We start from the raw sequence: 19,430 nt of genomic DNA, 5'->3' as shown, positions 1-19,430 counted from the left end.
AGACTAGGCCGCGGCAATGCGGAGGGAGTCTGAGCGTTGCGCAGGTTCTGGTTCAAGCGCCTTGGCGCCGGGGCCGCCGGACTGACCCAGATAGAGGTCGGTTTGCTTGGCATTGGTGTACAGCAGACCCAGACTGTAAATGCCTGGCTGTCCGAAGCGCCGGGTGCGCCACTCGGCTTCCAGCGGCAGCAGAATGCCCAGGCTGCCGTCGGTGGACACGCTCCAGGCATGGCTGCGCGACGGCGCTTGCGGGTTTTGCTCCAGCAAGCCGGTCAAGAGGGTCAGTTCCGGGGTGAGCCGATACTGCAGGTTTATGAGTTGTTGGTTCGGGGGGGGGGGTGGCTGGATAAGCTATTCATTGAGTGGGCTAAAATATAGGTCGTGCTTTGATTTTATAAAGCCAAAAGTATCTTGAACTACGAGAGATAAATTAGAACGTCTTATACGGTTTTAAATGTGGGCTCATTCTCCATGGTTAATTTTTTGTATATGACTCACGGATTTAGCTGAGGACATTGTCCGAGGCGGGGCTGACGGTTTAGTGGAGGAGCTAGTAGCAAAACGCTAGGTTTGACTGTTGGCGAAAGCCGGGGCGGGCTCCTGTAGAAGAATAAAGTACTGAGGCCAACACAGGCCCGAGTGGGGATGAGATGACTTGTTTCGGCTGATCAAAGCCTTGTTCTACCGCGGCAGACTTTACTATCTATAGTGGATATCGATAGGTAAGAGCATGCCGGAGTGGCCATCTTGCAAGTCCGATTTGAATCCAAGCTACAAGCAGCCATTACCGTTGCCATGGTGTTCGTAGCGATCTTGTCGCTTTCCATCTGGAAGATTGTCGAAAGTGCCAGCCAAGCAGCAGACTGGCTGGCGAACAGCGTCATGGTGGCGGATCAGTTGGCGCACATCCGCGGCTATACCATGAATGTGGAAATGAGTACCCAGAACTATCGCCTGACAGGCGATGAAGCCAATCTGAAGGAACGCGACAGGGCAATTGAGGCGCGCGAACGATTGCTGGCGCAAGTGCGTACACGAATCGGCGACAACCCCGGTCAGCTTGACCGCTGGACGGCCCTGCGCGGGGTGGTCAATCAGCGTCTGGCGATCTCTCGTGAAGTGGAGCGCTTGTATCGTCAGTATGGCAGCGCGGCGGCCAGCGCTTACGCGGCGCAAGCGCCGCTACGCGCCTCCCGCGCGCAGGTTTATCGCTTACTGGACGAGATGGACCAGGAAGAGCACCACGTGCTGGAGCGGAGGCAGGTTGATTATGAGCGCTCGCAGCAGCGGCTGCTATGGTGGAACGGCCTGAGCGGCATCACGCTATATCTGTTGCTGGGCGGGACTTATTTCATGGTGCGGCGGCAATGGCGGGCGCTCAGCGCCAGCCGCGCGGCATTGGCGTCCAGCGAGGAAAACCTGGCCGCCACGCTGCACTCCATTGGGGACGCGGTAGTCTCCGTCAATGCCGCTGGGTTGGTTACCCGTTGCAACCGGATCGCAGAACTTCTCACAGGCTGGCCGGCTGCCGAGGCCGTCGGCTTGCCCCTGTCACAGATATTGACCGTGCGGCGGGATAAAGACGACCGGGCTATCGATTTATTGGCGTGCGGCACAAGAATGGTGACTCAGTCCCTGCGCATGCCGGAGTCCTGGCATGGGGAGCTGGTGGCGCGCGACGGCCGGCAGTGCCCGATCAGCTACACCGTGGCCCCGATTATCGCCAGCAGTGGCCTATTGAACGGCGTGGTGGTCGTATTCCGCGACAGCACGGCCGAGAGGGATGCCCGGCTGACCATTCTTGCGCAGAACACCCTGTTGACCGAGCGCGTGCAGGATCAGACATCACGCTGGCGGGAAAGCGAGGCGCATCTGCACGCCATTCTCAGCTCAGTGCCGGTGCTGATCGCCTATGTCAATGCAGACCGCCTCTATGTCTATGTCAACGAGCAGTATCGGCTACGTTTTGCGCCCGAGCGTGCAAGCATCACCGGCTGCGCCGTGAGCGAGATACTGGGGGCGGAGCGCTATGCCGTTGCCTGCCCGTACATTGACCAAGCGCTGTCCGGCGAGCCGCTGAGCTATGACTGGCAGCCTTTCCCGGGGATTTGGCAGAACATCCGCTATGTGCCCAAGCGCAATGAACAGGCGGAAGTCATCGGCTATTACGTGCTGGGCATCGACGTCACCGAGCGCAAGGCGGCGGAAGAGCATATCCAGTTGCTCAACAGCGAGCTGTTGCAGCAGGTGAGCGAGTTGGAACATGTTTCCCGTGCCCTACGTACTCTCAGCGCCGGAAATCGCGCCATGTTGCGCGCCAGGGACGAGCCGCAATTGCTGGACAGCAGCTGCCGTGCCATCGTCGAGGCCGGCGGCTATAGCATGGCTGTGATCTGGTATGGCGATGGGGATGCGCAAACGCTACGGCCGATGGCTCAATGCGGCTTTGCCGGCGGGCTGGACGAACTGAAAAGCATTGTTCTGGGCAGGGCCGACGCCGCTGGCGGCATCAGCATCACGCCAACCGCCGTGCGTACCGGCAAGGTGCAACTGGCGCGCGACATGCAGAACGACAGCCGGTACGAGGCCTTGCGGGCCTTGCTGCATGGCGCGGCATCCGGCCTGGCCTGCCCATTGCAGGTGGATGGCCGAGTCATCGGCGCGCTGACCATTTACGACAGGCAGGCGGATACCTTCGACGACGACGAGATCGACTTGCTGATCGAGGCCAGCGCCGATCTGGCATTCGGCATTGGCACCCTGCGGGCGCAGCGGGAACGGGAACAGGCCCGCGTCGCCATGCAACAAATGTTGCGTCACGATCAACTGACGGGTCTGCCCAATATGTTGCAGTTTGAAGAGGCGTTGACGTTGGCGATTGTGCACGCTAGCCAGGAGGGCCGCGTGCTGGCCGTGCTGCAGTTCAATATCGAACGGCTAGGGGAAATCAATGAGGTGCTCGGCTTTGCGCAGGGCGACCAAGTGTTGTGCGAGTTTGGCACTCGCCTGAAGGATTGCTTGCCGGCCGCCGCCCTGGCCGCACGGGTGCGCGGCGACGAATTTGCGGTGTTGCTGCCCGATGCCGATGCACAAGAGGCATTGGTGCTGGTCACGGCGGTCACCTGGACGATGGCCAGCGCTTTTGAAGTGGCGGGGCTGACCCTGGATGTTGCGGCAAGGGTGGGAATAGCGTTGTTCCCTCAACATGGGGGAAACGTGCACGACTTGTTGCGCCACATGGGCAAGGCGGCACAGCAGGCCAAGCAGCGAGGGGTGGCTTATTACGTGTACGAGCCAGGCAAGGGCGAAACGCAGGCCGAGCGGCTGATGCTGGCCAGAGAACTGCGCCGTGCCATAGGGCAGGGCGAACTGCGTTTGTATCTGCAGCCCAAGGTCCGCCTGGCGGATGCTCAGGTCTGCGGCGCCGAGGCCTTGGTGCGCTGGCAGCATCCACAGCATGGCTTGCTGGCTCCCGGCGCCTTCATCGACATCGCCGAACGGTCCGGGCTGATTCATCCGTTGACCGAGTGGGTCATTACCGCAACGCTGGAGCTGCTGCAAGCCTGGCAGCGGCAGCAACTGATGCTGCCCATCGCGGTCAACCTGTCCGCGCGCAATCTGCAGGATGACGCCTTGCCGGACAAGCTGAGGCTCTGGCAGGAGCAGCGTTCGATTCCCACCGGCTTGCTGGAGCTGGAAATCACGGAAAGCTCGGTGATGTTGGACCCGGAGTCGGCGCTGGCCTTGTTGCACGAACTGCGATGCGCCGGTGTCGCACTGTACGTGGATGATTTTGGCACCGGCTACTCGTCGCTGAGCTATCTGCAGAAACTGCCGGTGGATTACATAAAGATTGATCAGTCCTTTGTGATGAATATGTCGCAGGACAAAGACTCCGCCATGATCGTCAAGTCCACCATCGAACTGGTGCACCACCTGGGGCGGCAGGTGGTCGCGGAGGGAGTGGAATCCGCCGCGGATTGGCAGAGCCTGCGCGAGTTGGGATGCGACTACGCGCAGGGGTATTTCATTGCCGCGCCGATGCCGGCGGAGCAGTTCGCCGCCTGGACCGCCACTTTCCGGGCGCCATAGCGTTGAAAGGTTTCCTTTGCCGCAAGCCGCTTTGTTTGGGTGGCTGGCAGCGAATGTTAATCAGGCTCTGCACCAGACAAGCGTCCATCTCTTCGCATTGTAGCGTGGCGTAGGCTCCGTCCCAGCTGGCGATGATCAACTGCCGCGGCTCGAAGCGTCGCGGCCCCAGCCCTTCAATCTGAAAAGTCAGCGTGTTCATCTGGTTTACTCCTCCAGCGCTTGCTTCGCGGTTTCCCGCGCCAGCAGCAAGGCCAGCAGCGTCAGGCACAGAGCGGTCAGCACATAGGCGGAAATGGCCAGTGTGGAATCAAAGGCCCGGTACAGGCTGGTGATGATCAAGGGCGCGAAGCCGCCGCCTACGATGCCGGCCAGGGTGTAAGCCAAGGACGAGCCGGCGTAGCGGACGCGAGACGGGAACTGCTCGGTGACGAAAGCCGCTTGCGGGCCGAACATCATCGCGTGGACCAGCAGGCCGCCCACCACCGCGACGCCGATCTGCAGCGGCTGTTGGCTATCCATCAACTGGAAATACTGGAACGCCCACAGCGCGCCCAGCAATGCGCCCGTCGCGTACACCGGGCGGCGTCCCCAGCGGTCCGACAGTACGCCAAACAGCGGCACGGCCAGCGCATTCACCGCCGCGCCTATCATCGTCACCGTCAGGGCCAAGGAGCGCGGCAATTGCAGCACCGTGGTCACGTAAGTCAGCGTGAACACCACCACCAGCGCGTACAAGACATCGGAACCGATACGCACGCCGCCGGCCAGCAGCAAGCGCCGCCAATGACCGGTGAACACCTCCCGCACCGGCGTGGCGGCCTTGAGCTGGCGGATTTCCAAGGACTGAAACACCGGGGTCTCCTCCACGCCGCGCCGTAGCCACAGGCCAAAAACCACCAATAGGACGCTGGACAGGAAAGGCACGCGCCAGCCCCATTCCAGAAAAGCGTCCGGGCTTAGCCACCAGGACAGTGCGGCAATCGCCCCGGTGCCCAGCAAAGTGCCGCAGGACGGCCCCACCTGAGTAAACGACGCATTGCGGCCGCGCTGCGTCGGCGCGCCGTGCTCCATGGACAACAGCACTGCGCCGGCCCATTCCCCGCCAATCGCCGCGCCTTGCAAAAAGCGCAGGCTCACCAGCAGCAGCGGGCTCCAGATGCCCCAGTCCCGGTAAGTGGGCAGCAATCCCATCAGGGCCGTGACCACCCCCATCAGCAGCAGGGTGGCGATCAGCACGAAACGGCGGCCCAGCTTGTCGCCCAGGTGGCCGAATACTGCGCCGCCCAAAGGGCGCGACAGATAACCCACCGCGTAAGTGGAAAAGGCGAGGATGGTGCCGGTTAAGGGATCGAAGGAGGGAAAGAACAGCACGTTGAACACCAGGGCCGCCATCAGGTTGTACACCGTGAAGTCGTACCACTCCAGCGTGGTGCCCAACATGCTGGCCACGGCCAGGCGGCCCATTTTGGGGCGGACGGCGGTCTGGCGGTCCGGCGGCGTCACTGTGGCGTGGGTCTGCGTCATCGGCTCAACTCCTCGGCAAACAGTTTCCATTTGAGATCGTAGCGGGCGGCATCCTGAGCCTGGCCGTCCAGAAGCAAGCAGGCCAGCTCCAGCGCATGGCGGCGCGCAGCTTCATGGCTGCACTCCATCAGCAGCAAGGGCCGCAGCAGACGATTGCTCAGCGACTCGTTAGGCAGCGGTTGGCTGAGTTCCGCGTCCGGCCACAGCAAGCAAGAGCGGACAAAGCCGGAGGACTGGATATGGGCTTGGCCAAAGGCCCGCGCTTGGGTCGCCAGTTCGTCGGCCCGGGCCAAGGTGGACAGCGGCAGCATCAGCAGGCAACTGCCGCTGCCTTGCCCCACCTCCGCCAACACCCGACAAACCCGGCGCATGGGTTGGCGCATGCGCCGCAAATTGGTTTGCGACCACTCGGTCTGATGTCGGAACGCGGTCTGATAAGCGTCAGACGAGAAACAGTCCAGGGACTCCGCTAGATACAAGCCCAGATAACGGTGTTCCGCCTGTTCGGATTGATAGCGCGCGGCGGAGATGAAGCCGGGCAGGCGCACGCGCTCTTCGAGGTGTTCCCGGTCGTACCACTGGTTGAAATCGGCTTCGTCCACCGCGTCGACATTGGACGCGACCACGAGCATGGCGGGAGAAGGTGGGCGCATGGAAAGCCTCCAGAGGGCTGCTGACATGTCGCGATGATCGCCGCCGCGCCGAGGCAGGACAAACGAGTAATTATTGCGGCGCTTGATCAGCTTTTCTTATCGGCGCAGCTTGGCCCATCTATCAGGGCCAATTCCGCCGGCGGCGCATAAGGGGCGGGTAGGGCGCGGACAAAATCGTTCGACTCGCGGCAGGCCAGCTCCGCTACCAAGTTGATGGCTTCGGACGCGTCGCGCTCCAGATGACTCACCACCAATTGCTGGGCCGGCAGCGGCTGCGCGCAGGGAATCCAGCGCAAATCCCCGCGCTCTATCTTGTCCCGCACCGGAGCCAGCGGCAGCAAGGCATAGCCAAAGCCCGCTTGCACCAAGCGCGCAAGGGCAGCGATGGAACTGACGCAATGCAGCTTGCCCGGCGGCAGCCGCGCCTTGCGGTACAAGTCCTTTACCGCCAAGTAAGGCTGGGAGCCCCGGCTCATGGTGATGATGGGCGTGCGCAGCAACTGGTCCAGGCTGGCCTCCTCCGGCCGCGCCTTGCCCGGCGGCCCCACCCAGCCCATGGCCAGCGGCAGACAGGGCCGGCTGACAATGCCGTCCCCCAGCGCCGCATCGCTTTGCAGGGCGATGTCGATCTCCGCCGCGCGCAGGCTATGGCGCAGCTTCTCCGTGGTTTCGGAACTCAGTTGCACCTCTATGCCGGGGTACTTGCTTTGCAGGTGCTGGAGGAAACGCACCAGCCAGGTGTGCGCCACGCTTTCTATCACGCCAATGCGCACCAGCCCCAGCAAAGGCGCGCCAGGCCGGTCCAGTTGCATGATCTCCGTTTCCAGCTCCAGCAAGCGCGCGCCATAAGGCAAAAGCCGGCTGCCCAGGGGCGTTAGCCTCAGCCCGCGCGGCTTGCGCTCAAACACCCGGCCGCCCAACTCCTGCTCCAGCGCGGCGATGCGGTGGGAAATGGCGGCCTGGGTCAGAAACAACCGGTCAGCCGCCGCGCGAAAGCTGCCCAAACGCGCCACCCAGATAAAGGCTTCAACAAAGCGAGTGTTCATCCCTAGCTCCCATGAAGGGCCGCCGTGCCTCAGCGCAGCGCGGTGTCAGGGTTTGTCTGCTTCTCGCCCTGCGGGCAGGGAAGAGAGTCATAGGAAAGGCTCTGCAGCTGGTTGGCGCAATCGTCCAGCACCGCGGTGGCGGCGCAAGCCAGATGCTGCAAACGGGGCTGTTGTGTCTGTGTGGCGTGGGATTGGAAAGCGTCAAGAACGTGACGAAGGGTGACGAGGCAGTTCAAGGCCAGAGCGCAGGCGGCCAGGGTTTGGGTCTGTGGATCAGGCGGTGGTTTGGCGAAAGCGGAGTGCGGATGGGAAGGCGTCATTGCGGTCTCCTAGTCAGCTTTGGAGCCTGCCCGGAGAGGCTTGGACAGGCACGTGACAAGGTTGGAAGACCGCGATCTACTACGGCAGCCGTAAGGCTCAATGCCACGGCCTGCCCTCTTGCGGGTACTACGAGGGTACAGCTAGGCGAACCTATACAGCGGCGGTGCCGCTAGGTTCAGTAGATCACGGGCTTCCAAACCCGACGCGGCGTTATTGGGCGCAGCGCGAGGCACAGGTTACTGAGGCGGGGATGGGGCGTCAAGAAGGGGGCGGCTTTCTGGAGGAAGCGCTTGGGGAGATAGCAGTGGGTTTGATATTAGTCGTGTGACATTGTTAGTTGTATGGCATATGATTTTGGTTTGATGTGCTTTTGCAAAACCGTCGAGGACTCCATGCTCCAGGATTTCAGGTCTTACTTCCATTTCACAGGTCGTTCACAGCTAGACAAGTCGATCAACTCTCTTGTTGGCATTGTGGAGGGGATCGCTATTGATCAAGAAATCAATGCGCGAGAAGTCCAGTTTTTGAATGATTGGGTCAGTGAGCACCAAGAGCTACAGGACTGCCATCCGTATAACGAGCTGATGCCTGGCGTCCATGCTGCTTTAAAAGCGGCTAACAAAACTCAGTATTACGGCTGAGGCAGCTCGGCGCAACGCAGCATCAGGGGTTTTGTCAGCCGCTCTAACTGTCTATGCGCTCCGCCAATTGACAGGTGAGCTTGAGCTGGAAATCGTCGATACCTAGCAGGGAGACGTCACCCGAGATACCCGCACGTTGTCGGGAGGAGAAATTTTCTTAGTAAGTTTGGCGCTAGCTTTGGCGCTTTCAGACTTAGTAAGCCATAAAACTTCAATCGATTCATTGTTCTTGGATGAGGGATTTGGCACTCTGGATGAAGAAACATTAGAAATTGCCTTTGAAGCACTTGATAACCTCAACGCACCGGGAAAGATGGTTGGGGTTATTAGCCATGTTGAACTTTTAAAAGAAAGAGTCACGAACCCAGGTGAATATTAAAAAAATAATGGGATCGGATGTGGCATAATTTCTTACATTGGTTAGATTGAACAAGATATGTCAACAAAAAGTGAAGATGTTAAGCCGATGGTTCACGATGCCACACCATCGTGGAATGGTTTCAATTATCAAGGGAAGGTAGGATTGTATGTTTGCCTGTGCATAATAAAAGAAAATTGTGAAACGCACAATTTTAGCAGGGAAGATCTTTATAGTTTTTTGAATGATTATCAAATTGAATATGAATGGATTGAAGATTTCTCCATAAAATACAAGGAGAACTATGTTTCAATCCACCAGGTTAAACATTATAAAGGATCTGATTTTTCCAGCTATAAAGATGCTATCGAGACAATTATTTCAAGAAAAAGAGGAATAATTTCGACTGCTGATGTAAGGCCATACTTAAAAAGACTTCCTGAAGGGAAGTCGGAAGAAGTTATTGCTGGGTTTATGAAGGAGCTTTTTGATAAAGGACTTATAGATAAAAATCACATTATGCCCAATGACTGGCAGGGAAAAATCTCCTCGCTTGAATATAATTTGCAAGGAGTGGCCAAGGATTTTCTCCTAAAAATAAATAATCTGCACAAAAATGCTTATAGAGTTGACGTTCCTGTCTACCTACACAGCTGCTCTGCAATATCAAAGCCAAAGCTTGCTCTTGAAGAGTACAAATGGACACTGGAGTCAACTGGTGAATCCTTGAAGAAAAATAATCTTAATGATTTTGGAATCATTATTCATGACTTCGATGGAAATAAGTTCCCCCTTGCTCTCGATGACGAAGAACTCACTAAAGGGATAAAGGCGCTTATTGAAAATGTGCGATTGAAGATTTGTCCTTCTTCGCAGGGAATGCAAAGCTCAGAAAGCATGGATTGCTATATGTCTGCCATGCTTTTTGAAATAGATCAGCATATAGTTGACAGACATAAGATGTTTGGTGAAAACAAAAGCGGAGCTAACGTGTTGAATTCATCTTCATTGCTTCGATTATCTGTTTTCACAAAAATTTTGGAGACGGATTATCAGGTTCAGGATGAGGATTATTTCGCACTAAGGGCGAAGTTAATGTTGGAAAAAATAATAGATGATTACACTAAGAGGCTCGGCGCAATAATATTAAGAAAAAAAGAAAAGGGGGCTGATTTTAATATTGATCTTGCAAGAATGGAACGAATTGAAAATTTTAGGTTGAATGTTATTTCAAGCATGCCCCCCAGGGAGCTGCTAACAAACTTGGAACGATCGTCTCCCAACAAAAAGAAAATCAGCCCTTACGATCTTTATTTTCCCAGAATAATTCAGGAGCATGGGATAAATAATGTTCTTTTAAGATTTATAGAGCTTTTAGAAGAGTGGCCAAGTAATTTTTTTGCAACTTCGCAAGAGGGCGACAGATATGCACCTAGCTGCATCGATGCGTCCAGTGAAGATTTTGATGCTGAAGACGCACATTATATTATTGCTAAAGACATTGTTGATGCATGTGACAGTAATGCATATGTCGATGCTCTTCTATATGACTTCAACTATATCGCCATAAAAGCAAAAGATGACTGCGAGCTGCCTTGCGCCATCATCCCCCCAAAATTCGATGATTTGGAAAAGGACAAAAATGATGATGCTCCTGTCTTTCACGAGAAAAAGAAAACGCAACTTATAAGTTATAAATTTGCGGCCAAGAAAGTGAATGGTGAATCATGTTAAACATTATCAGTGGCTTGCTTAATAGTTTTGAGTATAGCCAAGTAGATCTAGAAACGAGCCAGGGCCTGATATTATTTTCAGGGAGTAGAGGCATAAATAATGTGGCTTCGAATTTTGTCATTCAGGAGATTAATGGGGTTTCTGCAAAAGAAGTGCTTGCAGAAACCCAGGGTAAGGTGTTTAAGTTGCTTGGGGAGTTTTTTTCCCAGAGCAAGGACGCCGAAAAAAACACTACGCTTATATTCCTAACTGAAAGTAATAGTTCGGAGTCTGCGGCAAATAAAGAGGTTTCCGATATAGAGGAAGATCCGTACTTCTTTAAAAAGCAGGTTATTCACTATAGTACTAATGAAAAAAAAGAGCTAAGTGAGTTACTTCAGGGGGATAATTCCATTGAGCTTCTTAATGGAGTTTTGTATGACAAAGCTAGATTTGTTGAATTTGGCAATGGGAAAAAAGATACGCTTTACTCTATCGTTGCAAAACTATATACAAAATTGCCATTTTTAACAATAAGCGAAATGAATCACAAAGCTCCAGATTTAACAAAAACCATATCAGAAAAATTGACTGAGAGTGAATTGCTTGATCTTAGTAGCTTTTTAATTGGAAATTTTGACGATGAATTGGCCATCGATTCATGGATTGAAGGAAGGCAGGTTATTTGAAATGTATAAACTTGGCAGGTTAAGTGTGCAAAATTTCAAATCGATTAAGGATCAGCTGGAAGTCAATCTAAAAAATGTGCGCGCAGCCATTTTTGATGGGCCAAATGGATTTGGTAAAACTACCATATTTGATTCAATTGAGATATGTTTTACGGGAAAAATAAGCCGGATAACCTCATCAAAAATTGCTCAAGATAACAAAGCTAGAGAGGGGCATTTACTTAAAAACATGCACGACAAACCAACTGTAATTAAGTTGGAGCTGCTTAGCGAGAATAGCGACGAAGACCTTGTTATTGTAGCTGAAATCAAGTCTAACATTAAAGGTTCTGCTGCCAGTGTTCGAAGGTATGAAGAGCACATTGTTAGATACTTTACTAACAATTGGGATTCTGATGAGCGGTCATCGCTAGATGAAGCTGTACTTGCATCTAAGCTTGATATGACAGATTTACCCTCCTTATTTCCAGTTCAACATTATATTTCACAGGAAGATACTGCTCATTTTCTAAAGGATCGAAGTGAGTCCGATAGACATGAGCAACTTAGCCACCTATTCGGCACGACAAATCAAAGCAATGAATTGGCGTCATTCGAGAAGATTAAATCCAAGCTAATCAGTAAACGTGACGCTTTAAAACTAAAAAATGACGAAAAGAATGCGTTACTTCAAAAAATGATGTCTTCGGAACGCTCAGAAGAAGCCTCGGCTTCAAATCCCTCTGGTGAAATTAAATTCATTTCAAATTTAACTGGAAAGGAAAACGATTTTGCCTCCTTAGATGCTTCACTTTCAGCTCTTCAAAATATTTTGCCGGCAATAGAGAGCCCTGTCATATACCAATCGATGCGATACAATGGCTTATTGGATGTTATTGAGACATCTCGAGAGCAAGAGTTGGATGATTTTATTAAATTTGGGGGCCTGTCCGACTTTAAAGAAATTGAGAGGCTATATCGTGCAAAGCGTCGGTGGGGTGTGCATAGTGAAAAATTAAAAACCTACAGAGAAGCCAGGAAAGAAATTGAAGATGATGCTCAGGAAATAAATGATAATTTATTGATTTATTTGCAGCGCTACTTTTCACTTACGGAGCGAGTTTTCTCTGAAATTAAAAACCTGGCATCACTTAGAAATAAAAGCTCTACGTTTTCTAGAATTCGATCGCAGCTATTAAATCATCGTGAGGCTTTAATTAAAGCCTATAAAAGCTATCATGCCGAAAATCACCTGGATAACACTGCGTGCCCACTGTGTGGTGACGAAAAGATTGACGGCATTGATCAATTAATAAATGAGTACGGTCGTCAACAGGAGTTTTATGAAAATCAATCATCTGCATCGGACAAGGAAGTTGCCATTTGTAGTGCCTATTTGAAAGAAAACTATGTTGAGAAAATTGTCGCACGAATCGATCGCTATATAGCTAAAGCTTCGTGGATAGAAGAGCAAGAGGTTTTGAGGTTTTTTAAAGAGAAATCTATTGACGAGAAACGCTTCAACAAAATGTGCAAGCTGAGAGATTGGCTCTCAGGGCAGGAGGTGATTTGGGACGATTTGATCGATGGGAGCCTATTTTCACTCTCTAATGAATATGCTGAGAAGAAGAGTAAACTTAAAGAGAGGGTAAGGCGTTTAAGAAAAACCATTCCCATATCTGATATTCATATCGATCTAGATAAAATAAAAGAGGGATGCACAGTTCTTGACATTAAAAATGATGATGCATTATTTTGCATTGCTCATGAATCTATCTTGACTGACATTTCCTACGTCAAATCGGAGCTCGTAAAGCTTCATGGCAATGAAGTGAAAATGCTAAATGACGAATTGGTTTTAATAGGTGAGCAATTAGAAAGTTGCTTGCAAAAAATTACATCCCTTGACTCCATCGTAAGGATTTATAGTGATTCCATAAAAAGATATGAAATTGATGTTGCATCGAGCATAGCTATACCTTTTTACGTGTATAGCAGCAAGGTCTTGCAGACTAGGCTGGATGGCACTGGTATTTTCTTAAAAACCCCGACTGAGGGTGGGCGTGAAAGGAATCCATATATACGCTTTTGCGCTAGAAAGAAAGATAGTCATGATGCATGGTGCACAATGAGCTCAGGCCAGCTTGCTGGTCTTGTCATTTCATTTGCGCTCGCCATGAATAAATTATACCCATCCAAGCTTGAAATGATGTTGATAGATGATCCGGTTCAGTCGATGGACGAGATTAATGCTGCCTCACTTATCCAGTTGTTCCTTTATGAGTTTCCAAGATATCAGTTTGTAGTTTCTACTCATGAGCAGAAGATTGCTAGCTATATGAGTTATAAGTTCCTACAGGGGGGCGGACGAGTCAATCGCTTTAACATGAAAAATATTACAAACAACTAATCTATACGGTTTGGTTGACGTATAAAAAAGCCCGCAAAAGCGGGCTTTTTTATACGGGTTTATGTGTCGTCGAATGCACGTTTATCTGTCGTTTTGACAAAGTTATATGTCGTTTGATGTATGTAATTATGGCAATGAGGTATATTAAATCAATCCCAGCTCAACGCCCCGCCAGTCTGATATTCCGTCACCCGCGTCTCAAAGAAGTTCTTCTCCTTCTTCAAGTCGATCATCTCGCTCATCCACGGGAAGGGGTTGTTCACGCCGGGGAAGAGCTGGTCCAGGCCAATCTGCTGCATGCGGCGGTTGGCGATGAAGCGCAGGTATTCCTTGAACATGCTGGCGTTCAGGCCCAGCACGCCGCGCGGCATGGTGTCTTCGGCGTAAGCGTATTCCAGTTCCACCGCGTGCTTGAACAGTTCGTTGATCTCGGCCTTGAAGCTTTCGGTCCAGATTTCCGGCTGTTCCAGTTTGATGGTGTTGATCAGGTCGATGCCGAAATTGCAGTGCATGGATTCGTCGCGCAGGATGTATTGGTACTGTTCCGCGGCGCCGGTCATCTTGTTCTGGCGGCCCAGCGCCAGGATTTGCACAAAGCCCACGTAGAAGAACAGGCCTTCCATGATGCAGGCAAACACGATCAGGGATTTGAGCAGCTTCTGGTCGTTTTCCAGCGTGCCGGTCTTGAAGGCCGGGTCGCACAGTACGTCGATGAAGGGGATCAGGAATTCATCTTTGTCGCGGATGGATTTGATTTCGTTGTAGGCGTTGAAGACTTCGCCTTCGTCCAGGCCCAGGCTTTCCACGATGTATTGGTAGGCGTGGGTGTGGATGGCTTCGTCAAAGGCCTGGCGCAGCAGGAACTGACGGCATTCCGGGCTGGTGATCTGGCGGTAGGTGCCCAGCACGATGTTGTTGGCGGCCAGGGAGTCTGCGGTCACGAAGAAGCCGAGGTTGCGCTTGACGATGCGCATTTCGTCTTCGGTCAGCTGGCCGGTTTTCCACTGTTCGATGTCGCGCTGCATGTTCACTTCTTGCGGCATCCAGTGGTTGGCGCATTGGGCCAGGTATTTTTCCCATGCCCATTTGTGTTTGAAGGGCACGAGCTGGTTGACGTCGGTGGTGCCGTTGATCACTTTTTTGTCCACCACGTTGACGCGGCCGGCGGCGCTGGCGCCCGCGGAGGGGGCGGCCGGTTTGGTTTCGATGGTGTCGTCAAAGTTCAGCATTAAGGGCTCCTGTCTGGATTTACTCCGCGTCCGGCGCGGTGATTTGGGGCGGCAGCGGCTGCTTGTCGCCAGCCAGGCTGGGGCTGAGCGGCAGGCTGCTTTTGCGCAGTATTTGTATCTGGCGCGGCGCGGCGGCAAGCGCCGGCACCGGGTCCAGGTCCACGTGCAGGCTGCCCAGTTTGCGGTAGCCTGCGTCTTTGCCATTTTCGCCATGGCGGGCGATACAGAATGCGGTGGCGCTCATGAGCGGCGTCCTTTCAGAAGCGCAGCTGTTGGCTGAGGCGGTGGATCAGCTGGCGTTCGCTGCTTTCCTCCTGCTCCACCTGGTTGCCGCGCGGCTGCCGCAGCTTCAGCAGCTGGCGGTATTGCCGGTTGGCTTGTTCTATGTCTTGCTTGAGCAGCTCTATTTGCTGCTGCAGTTCTTCCGGCTGGCAGTACACCACCAGCGCGTCCGCTTCCACCCAGGCTTTGCGCCATACTTTCTGGCGCGGCAGGCGGCGGGCTTCGTTGAACAGGTCCTTCCATTCGCAGGGCGGGGCCTGGTTCAGCGTCAGGTACATATTGAACAGCACAAACTGCTTGTCAGGGTTGTGGGTTCTTTGTTCGCAAAAACCGTTGATCCGGATGTTTTCAAACGCTTGCATCTGACCTCCTGCTGAAGCCTGGCTTGTGGCGGCGGGGCCGTGGGCCTCGTCTTCCTGGAACCCGCTCAACACCCGCCGCGCTTGCTTGCTTGGCCTTGAGCGGTTTCCGTCCGCCCGCGTGGCGGGCCGGCGGCGCTTCCATCCCGAAGCCGCCTGAGGGCAAGCGGCTTGAGGCTGGGGCTGCCTTACTGCTGCGGCGCGTCCTGGTATTGGACTAGGCCGTAAATCTTCCACTCGCCGTCCACCCGTTTCAGGTGGTAGCCGGTGCAGTATTCCCAGGCCGGCTGGCCCTGGCGCTGCACAATCCAGCGCACGCGGGCGCTGGCGGCGTCTTCGCCAAAATTCAGCACGCTGTCCAACTGGTGGCGGGCGCTGGCGAAACCCTGGCTGCGGTACCACTCCAGCAAGGCGGTGGTGGTGTCGCGCAGCGATGCCATGTCTTCCCAGCTGGTCAGGTCGCCCTGGTGTATGGCGGTGAAGGGCACGGTGAAGTGCGCGGTCACCTGGGGCACGTCCAACTGGCTGTAGCCAACGGCGTAGCTGTTAAAAAATTCCTCTATGTTCATCCGGTTTCCCCTGGTTCTGTGTGTTTGCGGCGCCCGCTGCCGTTGCGGTCTGGCGCGGGTTGTTGCTGCGTTCCCCATTGGCCAGCCGTCTGGACGGGCAGGCGGCTGGCCAATGGGAGGGGCGGCCGGATTGTGGGGCCATGTCACAGCCGGCTGCGGGCAGGGGGCTGTGAGATGGAGCCTGGCCGGGGCTAGGCTGGGGGCCTGTCCGCCAGCCCTAAGGGGCCGGCCGGTCAAGCCAGGATGGCTGCTTCCGCCTTACTGGCAGCTCTCGCAATCCGGGTTGTCGATGCTGCAGAACTTGGCGTCGGTGGCCGGGGTGTTGTCCACCATGGCTTCCGGAGCTGCCGCGGCCGGTTGGCTGTGGCTGCTGGATACCGCGTTCAGTTCGCCGCCGCGGCCGGTGGATTTCTCGGCGCTGGTGGCGGCCAGGGTGCGCAGGTAGTAGGTGGTTTTCAGGCCGCGCAACCAGGCGTGCTTGTACAGCTCGTCCAGTTTCTTGCCGGAAGCGCCCGCCATGTACAGGTTCAGGGACTGAGCCTGGTCGATCCACTTCTGGCGGCGGGAGGCCGCTTCCACCAGCCAGCGTGGGTCCAGTTCAAAGGCGGTGGCGTAGATGGCTTTCAGTTCGGCCGGCACGCGGTCGATCTGGCCCAGGCTGCCGTCAAAGTATTTGAGGTCGGCCACCATCACTTCGTCCCACAGGCCGGCGGCTTTCAGATCGCGCACCAGGTATTCGTTGGTGACGGTGAATTCGCCGGACAGGTTGGATTTGACGAACAGGTTCTGGTAGGTCGGTTCGATGCTTGCCGATACGCCGATGATGTTGGCGATGGTGGCGGTGGGCGCGATGGCCAGGCAGTTGCTGTTGCGCATGCCGTGGGTTTTCACGCGTTCACGCAGCGCGTTCCAGTCCATGCGTTCGCTGCGGTCCACTTCCAGGAAGCCGCCGCGCTCGGCCGCCAGCAGGTTGATGCTGTCGTGCGGCAGGATGCCGCGGTCCCACAGGCTGCCCTTGTAGGACGGGTAGCGGCCGCGTTCTTCCGCCAGTTCGGTGGACGCCCAGTAAGCGTAGTAGGCCACCATTTCCATGGATTCGTCGGCAAACTCCACCGCGGCGTCGGAGCCGTAGGCCACGCGCTTTTGGTGCAGGCAGTCCTGGAAGCCCATGATGCCCATGCCCACCGGACGGTGTTTCAGGTTGGAGTTGCGCGCCTTCTTCACCGGGTAGAAGTTGATGTCGATCACGTTGTCCAGCATGCGCAGGGCGATGCGGATGGTGCGCTGCAGTTTTTCCGAATCCAGGCTGCCGTCGGCCTTCAGGTGGGCGGACAGGTTGACGGAACCCAGGTTGCAGACCGCGATTTCGTCCTCATTGGTGTTGAGGGTGATCTCGGTGCAGAGGTTGGAGCTGTGCACCACGCCCATGTGTTGCTGCGGGCTGCGGATGTTGCACGGGTCCTTGAAGGTCATCCACGGGTGGCCGGTTTCAAACAGCATGGTTAGCATTTTGCGCCACAGGGACAGCGCCGGGATGCGCTTGTACACCTTGAGCTCGCCGCGCTCGCCCATGGCTTCGTATTCCTTGTAGCGCTTCTCGAAGGCCGTGCCGTACAGGTCGTGCAGGTCCGGGGCTTCGGACGGGGACAGCAGCGCCCAGTCCGCGCCTTCCATCACGCGCTTCATGAACAGGTCCGGAATCCAGTTGGCGGTGTTCATGTCGTGGGTGCGGCGGCGGTCGTCGCCGGTGTTCTTGCGCAGCTCCAAGAATTCTTCAATGTCCGCGTGCCAGGTTTCCAGGTAGGCGCAGACGGCGCCTTTGCGCTTGCCGCCCTGGTTCACCGCCACGGCGGTGTCGTTGACCACTTTCAGGAACGGCACCACGCCTTGGGATTTGCCGTTGGTGCCCTTGATGTGGGAGCCCATGGCGCGCACGGAGGTCCAGTCATTGCCCAGGCCGCCGGCAAACTTGGACAGCAGGGCGTTTTCCTTGATGCCTTCGTAGATGCCGTCCAGGTCGTCGGCAATGGTGGTCAGGTAGCAGCTGGACAGCTGGCTGCGACGGGTGCCGGAGTTGAACAGGGTGGGGGTGGACGACATGAAGTCGAAGCTGGACAGCACGTTGTAGAACTCGATGGCGCGCTCTTCGCGGTTCACTTCGTTCAGCGCCAGGCCCATGGCCACGCGCATGTAGAAGGCCTGCGGCATTTCGATGCGGGTGCCGTCCACGTGCAGGAAGTAGCGGTCAAACAGGGTTTGCAGGCCCAGGTAGCCAAACTTCAGGTCGCGGTTGGCGTCCAGCGCGGCGCCCAGTTTTTTCAGGTCGTATTCGCCCAGTTTTTCATCCAGCAGTTCGGCGTCGATGCCGTTCTTGATGAAGGTGGGGAAGTACAGCGCGTACTGCTTGGCCATTTCTTCCTGGCTGACGGCTTCGCCCAGGATTTCCAGGCGGATGTTGTTCAGCAGCAGGCGGGCGGTCACGTAATCGTAGGCCGGGTCCTGCTCAATCATGGAGCGGGCGGCCAGGATGGCGGATTTGTTGACTTCGTCTTCGCTGACGCCGTCGTAAATGTTCTTCAGGGTTTCGCTGAGGATGGCGTCGATATCGATGCCGGCCAGGTTTTGGCTGGCGGATTCGATGGTGGCGCGCAGGCGGGCTATGTCCAGCGGCAGCTTGCGGCCGTCCTTGCGCACCACGTTGATCTGCACCTGGGTCAGCGCTTCGCCGCGGGCGGCGCGCTCTTGGGAGCGCTGTTCGCGGTACAGCACGTAGGCGCGGGCTACATCATGCTCGCCAAAGCGCATCAGAGACAGTTCCACCTGGTCCTGGATGTCTTCGATGTGGATGGCTCCGCCTTCCGGCTTGCGGCGCATCAGGGCGCTGGCCACTTGCTCGCTCAGCTGGGCGACTTTTTCGCGCAGGCTGGCGGAGGTGGCGCCCTGGTGGCCCATGACGGCCAGGAAGGCTTTGGTCATGGCGATGGAGATCTTGACGGGTTCGAACGGCACCACCGCACCGTTGCGACGGATGGTTTTGTACTGGCTGAAATCGGCCTTGGGCGCGGCTGCGCGGCCGAGTTCTGCGGCGGTCTGCCCTTCAAAGGTGGTCAATTGCATGTAGCCCTCGATAAGGTGGGTGGTTGCGTCCTTCCGTTGCTGCGTTTCCCGAGGGGCAGGCCGGCTGTGGACAAATCTGTTGAAAAGCTGTGCGTGAGCTGTGGGTAAACACAATATGTATTGTTTGTAGCTCGCGGAACACCCAAATTCTAGTGTTGAGTATGGGGCAGTACAAGTCTTGACAGCGGAAGATTTAATGGCTGTTTGGAGGGGACGGGGGGCGAAAGCCCGTGGTTGCTGGCTTTGCGGGGCCTGAGATTTTTTTTGGCCGGCGGACACATTTCATTATGTAGGCAGGAAACCTTGCTGAAACAAGCCGCAGCGGGGAGGGCGGCGCGGGCCACTAGATGTTGTGGATTTGCATCAGGGCGCGGACGGCGTCGCGCGGGCGGAAATTGGTGCGTAATTGGTGTGTTGGGTTTTTGGCCTGTCCGACCGCGCGGTCAAT

General features: G+C 55.3%; 15 protein-coding genes and 1 pseudogene. 6 read left to right on the top strand and 10 right to left on the bottom strand.

From position 1 onward, the window contains the following. Window positions 1-3: 3 nt before the first annotated feature. Window positions 4-309, bottom strand: a complete 306-nt coding sequence (locus tag JW897_RS04980) for a carbohydrate porin (RefSeq protein WP_255360659.1) — start codon at window positions 307-309, stop codon at window positions 4-6. Between the two features lie 429 nt (window positions 310-738). Here JW897_RS04980 and JW897_RS04975 point away from each other — a divergent pair, with 429 nt between their 5' ends. Next, on the top strand, window positions 739-4,092 hold the full coding sequence (locus JW897_RS04975) for an EAL domain-containing protein (protein WP_338030552.1): 3,354 nt from the start codon (window positions 739-741) through the stop codon (window positions 4,090-4,092). Between the two features lie 204 nt (window positions 4,093-4,296). Here the strand turns inward: JW897_RS04975 and JW897_RS04970 are convergent, their stop codons facing one another. From JW897_RS04970 to JW897_RS04955, 4 genes are all read right to left on the bottom strand, one after another. Then, on the bottom strand, window positions 4,297-5,616 hold the full coding sequence (locus JW897_RS04970; RefSeq protein ID WP_205465349.1) for an MFS transporter: 1,320 nt from the start codon (window positions 5,614-5,616) through the stop codon (window positions 4,297-4,299). After that, window positions 5,613-6,269 carry a DUF4286 family protein gene (locus JW897_RS04965; protein ID WP_205465348.1) on the bottom strand — a complete coding sequence of 219 codons (657 nt, stop codon included), beginning with the start codon at window positions 6,267-6,269 and terminating at the stop codon, window positions 5,613-5,615. The genes JW897_RS04970 and JW897_RS04965 overlap by 4 nt, the downstream gene beginning before the upstream one ends. A gap of 86 nt (window positions 6,270-6,355) precedes the next feature. After that, the gene (locus JW897_RS04960; RefSeq protein WP_205465347.1) at window positions 6,356-7,315 is read right to left on the bottom strand and encodes a LysR family transcriptional regulator; all 960 of its coding nucleotides are present in this window, start codon (window positions 7,313-7,315) and stop codon (window positions 6,356-6,358) included. A gap of 29 nt (window positions 7,316-7,344) precedes the next feature. After that, window positions 7,345-7,635 (bottom strand): hypothetical protein, encoded by a 291-nt coding sequence (locus tag JW897_RS04955; protein ID WP_205465346.1) that lies wholly within the window; start codon window positions 7,633-7,635, stop codon window positions 7,345-7,347. Between the two features lie 393 nt (window positions 7,636-8,028). Here JW897_RS04955 and JW897_RS04950 point away from each other — a divergent pair, with 393 nt between their 5' ends. The 5 genes and pseudogenes from JW897_RS04950 (at window position 8,029) to JW897_RS04930 (ending at window position 13,426) form a co-directional block, all read left to right on the top strand. After that, complete coding sequence (locus tag JW897_RS04950) at window positions 8,029-8,277, top strand: hypothetical protein (protein ID WP_205465345.1); 249 nt, start codon at window positions 8,029-8,031, stop codon at window positions 8,275-8,277. 124 nt (window positions 8,278-8,401) lie between these two features. Continuing rightward, window positions 8,402-8,656 (top strand): annotated as a pseudogene (locus tag JW897_RS04945) (SbcC/MukB-like Walker B domain-containing protein); the annotation flags it as partial. Window positions 8,657-8,713: 57 nt separating this feature from the next. Continuing rightward, entirely contained in the window at window positions 8,714-10,369 is a 1,656-nt protein-coding gene (locus tag JW897_RS04940; RefSeq protein ID WP_205465344.1) for an ABC-three component system protein, read from the top strand. Continuing rightward, window positions 10,363-11,037, top strand: coding sequence for an ABC-three component system middle component 1 (locus JW897_RS04935; RefSeq protein WP_205465343.1), 675 nt, complete (start codon window positions 10,363-10,365; stop codon window positions 11,035-11,037). Before JW897_RS04940 ends, JW897_RS04935 begins: the two co-directional genes overlap by 7 nt. Further along, the gene (locus JW897_RS04930; protein ID WP_205465342.1) at window positions 10,991-13,426 is read left to right on the top strand and encodes an AAA family ATPase; all 2,436 of its coding nucleotides are present in this window, start codon (window positions 10,991-10,993) and stop codon (window positions 13,424-13,426) included. The genes JW897_RS04935 and JW897_RS04930 overlap by 47 nt, the downstream gene beginning before the upstream one ends. A gap of 149 nt (window positions 13,427-13,575) precedes the next feature. Here JW897_RS04930 and JW897_RS04925 read toward each other — a convergent pair whose 3' ends face one another. From JW897_RS04925 to JW897_RS04905, 5 genes are all read right to left on the bottom strand, one after another. Continuing rightward, window positions 13,576-14,655, bottom strand: a complete 1,080-nt coding sequence (locus JW897_RS04925) for a ribonucleotide-diphosphate reductase subunit beta (protein ID WP_205465341.1) — start codon at window positions 14,653-14,655, stop codon at window positions 13,576-13,578. A 19-nt stretch (window positions 14,656-14,674) separates the two neighbouring features. Continuing rightward, a complete protein-coding gene (locus JW897_RS04920; RefSeq protein ID WP_048414890.1) occupies window positions 14,675-14,899 on the bottom strand; it encodes a hypothetical protein in 225 nt (74 codons plus the stop codon). A gap of 13 nt (window positions 14,900-14,912) precedes the next feature. Continuing rightward, window positions 14,913-15,299: a hypothetical protein gene (locus tag JW897_RS04915; protein WP_205465340.1), complete on the bottom strand. Its 387-nt coding sequence runs from the start codon at window positions 15,297-15,299 to the stop codon at window positions 14,913-14,915. A gap of 185 nt (window positions 15,300-15,484) precedes the next feature. Beyond that, the gene (locus tag JW897_RS04910) at window positions 15,485-15,865 is read right to left on the bottom strand and encodes a hypothetical protein (protein ID WP_048414891.1); all 381 of its coding nucleotides are present in this window, start codon (window positions 15,863-15,865) and stop codon (window positions 15,485-15,487) included. 258 nt (window positions 15,866-16,123) lie between these two features. Further along, complete coding sequence (locus JW897_RS04905; protein ID WP_205465339.1) at window positions 16,124-18,982, bottom strand: ribonucleoside-diphosphate reductase subunit alpha; 2,859 nt, start codon at window positions 18,980-18,982, stop codon at window positions 16,124-16,126. Window positions 18,983-19,430: the final 448 nt, after the last annotated feature.

Origin of the sequence: Chromobacterium alkanivorans (assembly GCF_016937655.1) — a bacterium.
Lineage (GTDB): Bacteria > Pseudomonadota > Gammaproteobacteria > Burkholderiales > Chromobacteriaceae > Chromobacterium > Chromobacterium alkanivorans.
The sequence above is the reverse complement of the archived record's forward strand: the minus strand, read 5'-3'. Positions and strand labels throughout refer to the sequence as shown.